Here is a 9,891-nt window from a genome sequence, read left to right on the forward strand (position 1 = left end):
ACGTGCACACACAGCGGTGACGGCGTGAGCCCAACATAACCGCACAGCAACAACCATTGACAAGTGTCCTGGATGTTTCTCTACTGTGAACGCTCACAGAAGCATGGCACGGTCTTCGCAACAGGTGAGGACCCAGGTCAGGGGAGAAACATCCATGCCCAACATCACGAAGCAGCGGCGCTTTGTGGCCACTGCCGTCGCCGTGACGCTCGGGGCGACCACACTGGCCGCCTGCGGCGGGTCCGACGACGACGGCGAGGCAGAGTCGGGGCCGGCGAAGCTGACGTACTGGACCTGGACGCCGGGCATGGACAAGGTCGTCGACCTGTGGAACAAGGGTCCCGGCAAGGAGCAGCGGATCACCGTCACGGTGAAGAAGCAGGCGTCCGGCGACACCCTCGTGACCAAGATCCTCACCGCGCACAAGGCGGGCAAGGGCCCCGACCTGGTGCAGGCCGAGTATCAGGCGCTGCCCACGCTGGTCAGCAATGACGCGGTCGTCGACATAGCCAAGGAGTCGGGCGACGCCAAGGGCAAGTTCGCCGACGGCGTCTGGCAGCAGACGACGCTGGGCTCGGACGCGGTCTACGCGATCCCGCAGGACATCGGGCCGATGATGTTCTACTACCGCGAGGACCTGTTCAAGAAGTACGGCCTGACCGTCCCGAAGACCTGGGACGAGTTCGCCGCGACCGCGCGGAAGTTGAAGAAGGAGGAGCCGGACGTCGATCTGACCACCTTCTCCGCCAACGACTCGGGCCTCTTCGCCGGTCTCGCCCAGCAGGCGGGCGCGAAGTGGTGGACCACCGAGGGCCAGAAGTGGAAGGTCGGCATCGACGACACGGCGACGCGGAAGGTCGCCGACTTCTGGGGCGGTCTGGTGAAGGAGGGCGCCATCGACAACCAGCCGATGTACACCCCGGCCTGGAACAAGGCGCTCAACACGGGCAAGCAGATCGCCTGGGTCAGCGCCGTGTGGGCGCCGGGCACCCTGACCACGGCCGCGCCCGACACCCAGGGCAAGTGGAAGATGGCCCCGCTGCCGCAGTGGTCCGACTCCGAGAACGTCACCGGCAGTTGGGGCGGCTCCTCGACCGCCGTCACCACCGACTCGAAGCACAAGGGCGCCGCCGCGAAGTTCGCCACCTGGCTGAACACCGACCCGCGGGCCCTGACCGCACTCGCGAAGGAGGGCGGCATCTACCCTGCCGCCACGACCGCGCAGACCAGTGACGCGTTCGCCCAGCCGCCGGCGTTCTTCTCCAACCAGGCGGACTTCTACACCGCGGCCTCCGACATCGCGAAGACCACGGCGCCCTCCGCGTGGGGCCCGAACGTGAACGTCGCGTACACCAGCTTCAAGGACGCCTTCGGCGCCGCAGCCAAGGACAAGTCCGACTTCGGTGCCGCCCTGCGGAAGATGCGGGACGACACGGTCGCCGACATGGAGAAGCAGGGCTTCGAGGTCTCCGAGTGACCAGCGCACGCCGGACGTCGTACGGGGTCAAGGGGGCCCCGTATGCCTTCCTCCTCCCCGCGACGGTCCTCTTCGCCCTCTTCTTCGCCCTGCCCATCGGCTACGCGATCTGGCTCAGTCTGCACAAGGTGCGGGTCAAAGGGCTGGGCCTGGGCTCGGGCGCCCGGCAGGAGGTGTGGGCGGGGCTGGAGAACTACACCGCCGCCCTCAGCGACTCCGAGTTCCTCGACGGCGCGCTGCGCGTGCTGGGCTACGGCGCGATCGTCGTCCCCGTCATGCTCGGCCTGGCGCTGCTTCTCGCCCTGATGCTGGACAGCGACAAGGTGCGGCTGGCCCCGTTCACCCGGCTCGCGATCTTCCTGCCGTACGCGGTCCCGGGCGTCGTGGCGGCCCTGCTGTGGGGCTTCCTCTACCTCCCGGACGTCAGCCCCTTCTACTTCGTGCTGGAGAAGCTGGGCCTGCCGCAGCCGGACCTGCTCGACGGCGGCGGTCTGTACGCGGCGCTGTCGAACATCGCCGTGTGGGGCGGCACCGGATTCAACATGATCGTCATCTACACCTCGCTCCAGGCGATCCCCGTCGAGGTGTACGAGGCGGCGAAGCTGGACGGCGCGACCCCGGTGCAGATCGCCCTGCGCATCAAGATCCCGATGGTGGCGCCCTCGCTGGTGCTGACCTTCTTCTTCTCGATCATCGCCACCCTCCAGGTGTTCAGCGAGCCCACCACCCTCAAGCCCCTCACCAACTCCGTCTCCACGACCTGGAGTCCGCTGATGAAGGTGTACGTGGACGCCTTCGGCAAGGGCGACATCCACGGGGCGGCGGCCGGCGCGGTGGTGATCGCACTGGCCACGCTGGTGGTGTCGTTCGGCTTCCTCAGGGCCGCGAACTCCCGGAACAAGCGGGACGTCAGTCAAGGAGCCGCACGATGAGTTCTCTCGCCGTCCGCAAGACCACCCCGGCCGCGGGCACCACGCCCGGCACGGCCCAGGGCCCGCCGCCGCGCCGCCGGATCGCGCTCGTCCCGACGCTGACCCTGCTGCTCGGCGCGCTGTACTGTCTGCTGCCGGTCGCCTGGGTCGTCATCGCGGCCACCAAGTCCGGCAGCGAGCTGTTCTCCACCTTCACCTTCCTCCCGGGCAGCGGCTTCGCGGACAACCTGTCCGACCTGAACGCCTACCGCGAAGGCGTCTACTGGCAGTGGATGGGGAACTCCGCGCTGTACGCGGGCCTCGGCGCCCTGCTGTCCACCGCCGTCTCCGCGATCAGCGGCTACGCGCTGGCGATCTACCGCTTCCAGGGCCGCGAGGCCGTGTTCAGCGTCCTGATGGCGGGGGTGCTGATGCCACCGGTGATCCTGGCGATCCCGCAGTACCTGCTGCTGGCGAAGGCGGACCTCGCGGACACGTACTGGTCGGTGCTGCTGCCGCTGGTGCTGTCGCCGTACGGTGTCTACCTGGCCCGGATCTACGCCGCCGCCGCGGTCCCCGCCGATGTGGTCGAGGCCGGGCGGATGGACGGGGCGAGCGAGTGGCGGATCTTCACCCGGATCGCGCTGCCGATGATGGTGCCCGGTCTGGTGACGGTCTTCCTGTTCCAGTTCGTCGCCGTGTGGAACAACTTCCTGCTGCCGTACATCATGCTCAGCGACGACGAGAAGTTCCCGATCACCCTGGGCCTGTACACGCTCCTGGAGCAGGGCTCCAACACCCCCGCGCTCTACACCCTGGTGATCACGGGCGCCCTGCTCGCGGTGCTCCCGCTGATCGCGCTGTTCCTGGTCGTCCAGCGGTTCTGGAGCCTCGACCTGCTGTCCGGGGCCGTAAAGTCATGACCATGAGCAACACGGGGGGCAGGCGCAGACCGCCGACCATTCACGACGTGGCGCGGGTGGCGGGGGTCTCCCGGGGCACCGTGTCACGGGTGCTCAACGGCGGTCGCTACGTCAGCCCGGCTGCCCAGGAAGCGGTCAACGCGGCGATCCGCAAGACGGGTTACGTCGTGAACCGGCACGCCCGCTCGCTCATCACGGGCCGCTCCGACTCGGTCGGGTTCCTGCTCACCGAACCGCAGGAGAAGCTGTTCGAGGACCCCAACTTCAACGTCCTGCTGCGGGGTTGCACCCAGGCGCTGGCCGCGCACGACATCCCCCTGCTGCTGATGGTGGCGGGCACGGAGGACGAGCGGCGCCGGATCATGCGATACATCACGGCGGGCCATGTCGACGGGGTGCTTCTGGTGTCCAGCCACTCCGGTGACCCGGTCGCCGAGCAGCTCCGGGACGCGGGGGTGCCGCTCGTCCAGTGCGGCAAGCCCATGGGGCTCGGGTCCAAGGTGAGCTATGTGGCGGCGGACGACCGGGACGGCGCCCGGGACATGGTGCGCCACTTGCTGTCGCTGGGCCGCCGCCGCGTCGGCGTGGTCACCGGACCGCTGGACACGCCGGGCGGTGTGGACCGGCTCGCCGGCTACAAGGAGGTGCTCACGGAGGCGGGCGTCGAGATCGACGAGCGGCTGATCGTGTCCGGCGACTACAGCCGGGCCAGCGGTGAGGCGGGCGCCGAACGGCTGCTGGAGCGGGTGCCGGACATGGACGCGGTGTTCGTGGCGTCCGACCTGATGGCGCAGGGCGCGCTGACGGCGCTGCGCCGGGCGGGCCGCCGGGTGCCGGAGGACGTGGCCGTGGGCGGCTTCGACGACTCGGCCGCCGCGACGGAGTCCGTGCCCGCCCTCACCACGATCCGCCAGCCGTACGACCGGATCAGCAACGAGATGGTCCGGGTCCTGCTGGCACAGATCGGCGGCGAGGACCCGGCCGCGGTGATCCTGCCCACGGAGCTGGTCCGGCGGGACTCCACCTGAGGCGCCGCCGCGCCCGGGCGGCGGACCTCAGTGGTGCGCGGGCTGCCGCCGGGGCGTGGGCGTCTCCGAGCAGATAGGCGTTGACCACCCACTGCATGCCCGAGGAGGACAGGTCGAGTTCGTCCACGATGCTCGGGGCGGCGATGGCGACGATCGTCTGGTCGATGAAGGTCATCGACACGGCGAACAGCATCGCCGCCAGGGCCAGGGCCGGGTGGGGCGCGGCGGAGCCGGTGGTCGCGGACCCACGAGGAGAACGTTCCTTCATGTCGGCCATGTGCCGCGTCCTCCCCTCGCCGGACGCGGAGCGCATGTGCGCGGTGTCGCGCCGTAAGTTCCGGAACCCGCACGTCATCACCCGAACGGTCGCCCGAGAATCGCGTCGTCACCGGCATCGGAACGCCGACTCGGGGGTACTCGGCAGGCGCCGACTCCGGTTCCGGTTGGACACTGGAGTGCGGCCGGTGTGTGCCGGTGGACTAGACCAGGACGCGACTGCCATGAACAGCGAGACGAAACCCAGGGGCACGACGAGTGTCGTGTCCACCCGATCCGTGTGCGGAGCACCCTGCTGGGTGAGCCTCACCAGCCGGGACCTGCCGGCCACGGAGGACTTCTACGAGGCCGTGCTGGGCTGGACATGGCGCACGGCGAAGCTCGGCGACCACTTCCGGATCGCACTGGCGGACGGTGTGCCGGTCGCGGGGATCGCCGGGGTGGCGACCCTCTGGCAGATGGCGGTCGCCTGGACGCCCTACTTCGCGGTGTCCGACGCGGACGCCGCCGCCTCACGGGCCCGTGAGCGCGGCGGCACCGTCGCGGTCGGCCCGCTGTCCTTCCCGCCGGGCCGGGCGGCCCTGCTGGCCGACCGCCACGGGGCGACGTTCGGCATCTGGGAGGGGGAACTCTTCACGGACTGGGAGGCCTGGCACCGCGCCGCGCCCGCCTTCGTCCGCCTCCACACCCGGGACGCCTTCGACGCGGCCATCTTCTACGGCGAGGTCCTGGAGTGGGCCTCCGGGAAGCCGGGCTGCTGCGAGGTCCGCTACGAGGCCAACGAGGTCGTCCTGCGCAGCCAGGGCGACGTCGTCGCCCGGATCACCTCGGGGGCGCTGGAGGCGGCGCCCGACCCCACCATCCGGCCGCACTGGCAGGTCCACTTCTCGGTCTCCGACGTGGCGGCCTGCGTCGAGGCCGCCCAGCACCACGGCGGCACCGTCCTCACCCAGGGCCCGCACGAGGCGGTGCTGCGCGATCCGGACGGCGCCCAGTTCACGATCACCTCGGACCGCGAACCCTGACCGCCTCGATCGACCGCGAAACGTCCACCCCGATCGGACCGCGACCCTGACCGCCCCGGCGACCCGCCGGGGCGGTTCCGTGCCCGTCGTTCAGGCCGTCCTGGAGGGTCGTGACAGTACGACCAGGCCGCGGGCGGCGACGACGATCTCGGTGCCCGCCTTGTGCTCCGTCTCGTCGGGGGTGCCGTCCGGCTCGGCGGCGGTGTCGACGCGGGTGGTCCAGCGCTCCCCGTAGGCGGTGCCGGGCAGGCGGAAGGCGACGGGCTCCCAGTGGGCGTTCAGCAGCAGCAGGAAGGAGTCGTCGACGACGGGCCTGCCGTACGGGTCGGGTTCGGCGATGGCGTCGCCGTTGAGGAACACGGCGACGGAGTGGGCGTCGGGGCGCGCCCAGTCCTCGTCGGTCATGTCGTGGGCGTCCGGCGTCAGCCACACAAGGTCGGGCAGCGGCTGGTCCGCGCAGGTGACGGTGGAGCCGCGGAAGTACCGGCGGCGGCGCAGCACCGGGTGGGCGGCGCGCAGGGCGATCAGCCGCCGGGTGAAGTCGAACAGCGCGCGCTGCTCGTCGTCGAGCCGCCAGTCGACCCAGGAGACCTCGTTGTCCTGGCAGTAGGCGTTGTTGTTGCCCCCCTGGGTGCGGCCCAGCTCGTCGCCGTGGCACAGCATGGGGATGCCCTGGGAGAGCAGCAGGGTGGAGAGCAGGTTGCGCTGCTGGCGGGAGCGGAGCGTGAGGACGCGCGGGTCGTCGCTCTCGCCTTCGGCACCGCAGTTCCATGAGCGGTTGACGCTCTCGCCGTCCCGGTTGCCCTCGCCGTTGGCCTCGTTGTGCTTGTCGTTGTACGAGACGAGGTCGCGCAGGGTGAAACCGTCGTGCGCGGTGACGAAGTTGACGCTGGCGCGGGGCCGGCGCCGGCTGTGCTCGTACAGGTCGGCGGAGCCGGTCAGCCGGGAGGCGAACTCGCCGAGCGTGCCGGGCCGGCCGCGCCAGAAGTCCCGTACGGCGTCCCGGTACCTGCCGTTCCACTCCGACCACAGCGGTGGGAAGTTGCCCACCTGGTAGCCGCCCTCGCCGACGTCCCACGGTTCGGCGATCAGTTTGACGCGGCTGATCACCGGGTCCTGCTGGATGAGGTCGAAGAACGCCGAGAGCCGGTCCACCTCGTGGAACTGCCGGGCCAGCGTGGCCGCTAGGTCGAAGCGGAAGCCGTCCACGTGCATCTCGGTGACCCAGTACCGCAGCGAGTCCATGATCAGCTGAAGCACGTAGGGGTGCCGCATCAGCAGGCTGTTGCCGGTGCCGGTGGTGTCGTAGTAGTGCTGCCAGTCGCCGTCCACCAGCCGGTAGTACGAGGCGTTGTCGATGCCCCGGAAGGACAGGGTGGGGCCCTTCTCGTTGCCCTCGGCGGTGTGGTTGTAGACGACGTCGAGGATCACTTCGAGGCCGGCGGCGTGCAGCGCCTTCACCATCGTCTTGAACTCGGTGACCTGCTGGCCGCGGGTGCCGTGGGCGGCGTAGCCGTTGTGGGGCGCGAAGAAGCCGATGGTGTTGTAGCCCCAGTAGTTGGCGAGGCCCCGGTCCTGGAGCACCCCGTCCTGCGCGAACTGGTGCACCGGCATCAGCTCGATCGCCGTGACGCCGAGCGAGGTGAGGTGCTCGATGATCGCGGGGTGCGCCAACCCGGCGTAGGTGCCGCGCAGATCGGCGGGGATGTCGGGGTGGGTGCGGGTGAGGCCCCGGACGTGGGCCTCGTAGATCACGGTGTCGGCGTACGGCCGGCGGGGCCGGCGGTCCTCGCCCCAGTCGAAGTAGGGGTCGGTGACCACGCCGAGCATGGTGTGCCCGGCGCTGTCGGCGGTGCGGTCGTACAGCGAGGGGTGGTTGTCCACCTGCCCGTCGACGGCGCGGGTGTACGGGTCGAGCAGCAGCTTCGCGGGGTTGCAGCGGTGTCCGGCGGCCGGGTCCCAGGGGCCGTGCACACGGTAGCCGTAGCGCTGTCCCGGTCCGATGCCGGGGAGGTGGCCGTGCCAGACGAAGCCGTCGACCTCGGTGAGCGGGACCGTGCGGGAGCCGCCGTCGTCGTCCACGAGGACGAGGTCGACTCCCTCGGCGACCTCGCTGAACAGCGCGAAGTTGGTGCCGGTGCCGTCGTAGGAGGCGCCGAGCGGGTAGGGCTGCCCGCTCCACACGGTGACGGGCTTGCGCGAGTGCGGCCGCGCGGACGGCTCCTTGTCCGCCCGCGCGTTGTCCTTCTGCGCGTTGTCCTTCCGCGCGTTGTCCTTGTGGGCCGGACGCGCGGACCCGCTCCCGCCGGATCGCGCGCGCCCGTTCCGTTTCCCCCGCCCCGTCACCGCGCGGCGTCGCAGGTGCTCGACACGGTCGACACCCGGCTCGCGGGCCGGTCCGCGGTCGCGGCGGCCGCGGCGGTGTCCGGCGCGTCGGCCGGGGCGTCGCCCTGCGGGCCGGCGAGCGCGACCACCCGTACCTCGCGCGGCACCTGGAGGACCTCGCGCAGGGTCGGCGAGGGGGCCGTGGGGACGAGGGGGACGCTTTCGTCGACGGGGGCCCGCTGGGTGAACCAGATGACCGTGCTGCCGGTGTCGGTGGCGCAGCAGCCCCAGCCGTCGCTGAGCGCGGCGATGCGGGTCAGGCAGGGGCGCAGCTCGCGGTCGGGGCGCAGCTCGCGGTCGTTCTCCGCGATGGCGGCGATGAGGTGCTGCCCGTTCCACCACATCTCGACCGAGGTGTTCTTGTCCGACGCGTGCTCGTCGATCGCGTGCAGCAGCAGTTCGGCGCTGTGGCAGACGGGTTCGACGAGGGTTTCCAGGTCCCAGAACCGAAGGTGGGCGGCCAGGATGCGCCTGACCTGTCCGACCCGTTCCGGACTGACTTCCACGTCGAGGTGGTAGTAGCGAGGCACTGCGGTCTTCATCGTCGTTGGCTCCTCACCGGCGAAGCTCCCGCCCCGCTCCGTTCCTCCTGGAACGAGCCCCGGAACGGTCCGCGGGACGCATTCAGGGACACGGAGCGTGAGCACCGATCACTTCTGAGTCAGCTCCAGCGTGGGGTGGCTACGCCATTCGTGCAACACGAGCGACGGACGAGGTGGTTGAAGCGCCAACAAGACGCGTCGTCGCCGTCCGTGCACCATGAGTGAAGGCACCGGCTCCTCATTGCGTCGGTGCTCCTCAGCGCACGGCCTCCCACGGGAAGCGTGCTCCACCGAGAGTGCCGGGAGGTGATCAGCACATGTTGCTGCCCGCCAAGAACGAGGTGGCCAGACAGCTGCGGCGCTACCGCATGTGGGAACGCGTGATGCTCGCCGCCCCCGCGGACAGGGCCGCCCGGGACCATTTCGAGGACTCGGGCTACACGCTGTGCGTGCTGATGGGGAAGCGCTGCGCCCGGGAGGCGGTGGCCGCCGCCGAGCGCTATCTCCAGACGACTCTGCCCGCGTACCTCAAGGAGCAGACCGGTCAGACCCGCAAGAGCCGTGCGGTGCCCCACGGCCCTCCGCCCGAGCGGCGTTCCGCCGCGGGGTGGTAGGGCGCGTCGCCACCCGTTCGGCGCAGTTCCCATCCCGAGTTCGGCGGAGGTGAGACCCATGAGCCAGACCCCGGCCATCGGCCGTATCCCCATCAGGGACGTCCGCCCGCTCGTCGAGTGCGGGAGACGTCCCGCGAAAGCGGTGGTGGGAGAGACCTTCGAGGTCACCGCGACGCTCTTCCGGGAAGGGCACGGCGTCATCGCGGCCAATGTGGTCCTGAAGGACCCGGAGGGCCGCCCCGCGCCGTGGACGCCGATGCGGGAACTCGGATCCGGGACCGACCGGTGGGCCGCCTCGGTCACTCCGACGTCGGTGGGCCGGTGGACGTATCGGGTGGAGGCCTGGAGCGACCCGGTCACCACCTGGCGCCGGGTCGCGCACATCAAGGTCCCGGCGGGCATCGACGGCGGTCTCGTCCTGGAGGAGGGCGCCGAACTGTACGAGCGTGCCGCCGCCGGGGTTCCGGAGGCGGACGCGCACGCCGTGCTGATGACCGCCGTGCGGCGGCTGCGGGACGACACGCTGCCTGTCGCGGAGCGCTTCGCGGCGGCGTTGGCGCCGGAGGTGGACGAGGTCCTGGCCCGGCATCCCCTGCGGGAGCTGGTCACCTCCTGCGACCCGCTGCCCCTGCTGGTCGAGCGCGAACGCGCCCTGTTCGGCTCCTGGTACGAGTTCTTCCCCCGCTCCGAGGGCACCGCCGAACAACCCC

General features: G+C 70.6%; 9 protein-coding genes and 1 pseudogene. 7 read left to right on the forward strand and 3 right to left on the reverse strand.

The features are described from left to right. The first annotated feature begins 154 nt into the window (after positions 1-154). The 4 genes from ACZ4Z3_RS39685 to ACZ4Z3_RS39700 are packed head-to-tail and all read left to right on the forward strand — an operon-like array spanning position 155 to position 4,339. Positions 155-1,477: an ABC transporter substrate-binding protein gene (locus tag ACZ4Z3_RS39685; RefSeq protein ID WP_468505617.1), complete on the forward strand. Its 1,323-nt coding sequence runs from the start codon at positions 155-157 to the stop codon at positions 1,475-1,477. After that, on the forward strand, positions 1,474-2,409 hold the full coding sequence (locus ACZ4Z3_RS39690) for a carbohydrate ABC transporter permease (RefSeq protein ID WP_468505618.1): 936 nt from the start codon (positions 1,474-1,476) through the stop codon (positions 2,407-2,409). The genes ACZ4Z3_RS39685 and ACZ4Z3_RS39690 overlap by 4 nt, the downstream gene beginning before the upstream one ends. Continuing rightward, entirely contained in the window at positions 2,406-3,311 is a 906-nt protein-coding gene (locus tag ACZ4Z3_RS39695) for a carbohydrate ABC transporter permease (protein WP_468505619.1), read from the forward strand. The genes ACZ4Z3_RS39690 and ACZ4Z3_RS39695 overlap by 4 nt, the downstream gene beginning before the upstream one ends. Next, positions 3,308-4,339: a LacI family DNA-binding transcriptional regulator gene (locus ACZ4Z3_RS39700; protein WP_468505620.1), complete on the forward strand. Its 1,032-nt coding sequence runs from the start codon at positions 3,308-3,310 to the stop codon at positions 4,337-4,339. The genes ACZ4Z3_RS39695 and ACZ4Z3_RS39700 overlap by 4 nt, the downstream gene beginning before the upstream one ends. A 67-nt stretch (positions 4,340-4,406) precedes the next feature. On the opposite strand, the pseudogene ACZ4Z3_RS39705 reads toward ACZ4Z3_RS39700, so the two are convergent. Continuing rightward, a pseudogene (locus ACZ4Z3_RS39705) lies at positions 4,407-4,607 on the reverse strand (MFS transporter); the annotation flags it as partial. A 232-nt stretch (positions 4,608-4,839) separates the two neighbouring features. Here ACZ4Z3_RS39705 and ACZ4Z3_RS39710 point away from each other — a divergent pair. Then, entirely contained in the window at positions 4,840-5,640 is an 801-nt protein-coding gene (locus ACZ4Z3_RS39710) for a glyoxalase/bleomycin resistance/extradiol dioxygenase family protein (RefSeq protein ID WP_055541103.1), read from the forward strand. A gap of 90 nt (positions 5,641-5,730) precedes the next feature. Here the strand turns inward: ACZ4Z3_RS39710 and glgX are convergent, their stop codons facing one another. After that, a complete protein-coding gene (gene glgX, locus ACZ4Z3_RS39715; protein ID WP_468505626.1) occupies positions 5,731-7,824 on the reverse strand; it encodes a glycogen debranching protein GlgX in 2,094 nt (697 codons plus the stop codon). 158 nt (positions 7,825-7,982) lie between these two features. Next, positions 7,983-8,567, reverse strand: coding sequence for a pep a2 (locus tag ACZ4Z3_RS39720; RefSeq protein ID WP_468505621.1), 585 nt, complete (start codon positions 8,565-8,567; stop codon positions 7,983-7,985). Positions 8,568-8,884: 317 nt separating this feature from the next. On the opposite strand from ACZ4Z3_RS39720, the gene ACZ4Z3_RS39725 reads away from it, so the two are divergent. Together ACZ4Z3_RS39725 and ACZ4Z3_RS39730 are read left to right on the forward strand one after the other, a co-directional pair. Next, entirely contained in the window at positions 8,885-9,181 is a 297-nt protein-coding gene (locus ACZ4Z3_RS39725) for a DUF5133 domain-containing protein (protein ID WP_468505622.1), read from the forward strand. A 58-nt stretch (positions 9,182-9,239) separates the two neighbouring features. After that, on the forward strand, positions 9,240-9,891 hold a 652-nt coding region (locus ACZ4Z3_RS39730; RefSeq protein WP_468505623.1), incomplete at its 3' end, for a maltotransferase domain-containing protein.

This window comes from Streptomyces sp. NPDC030296 (assembly GCF_055572815.1).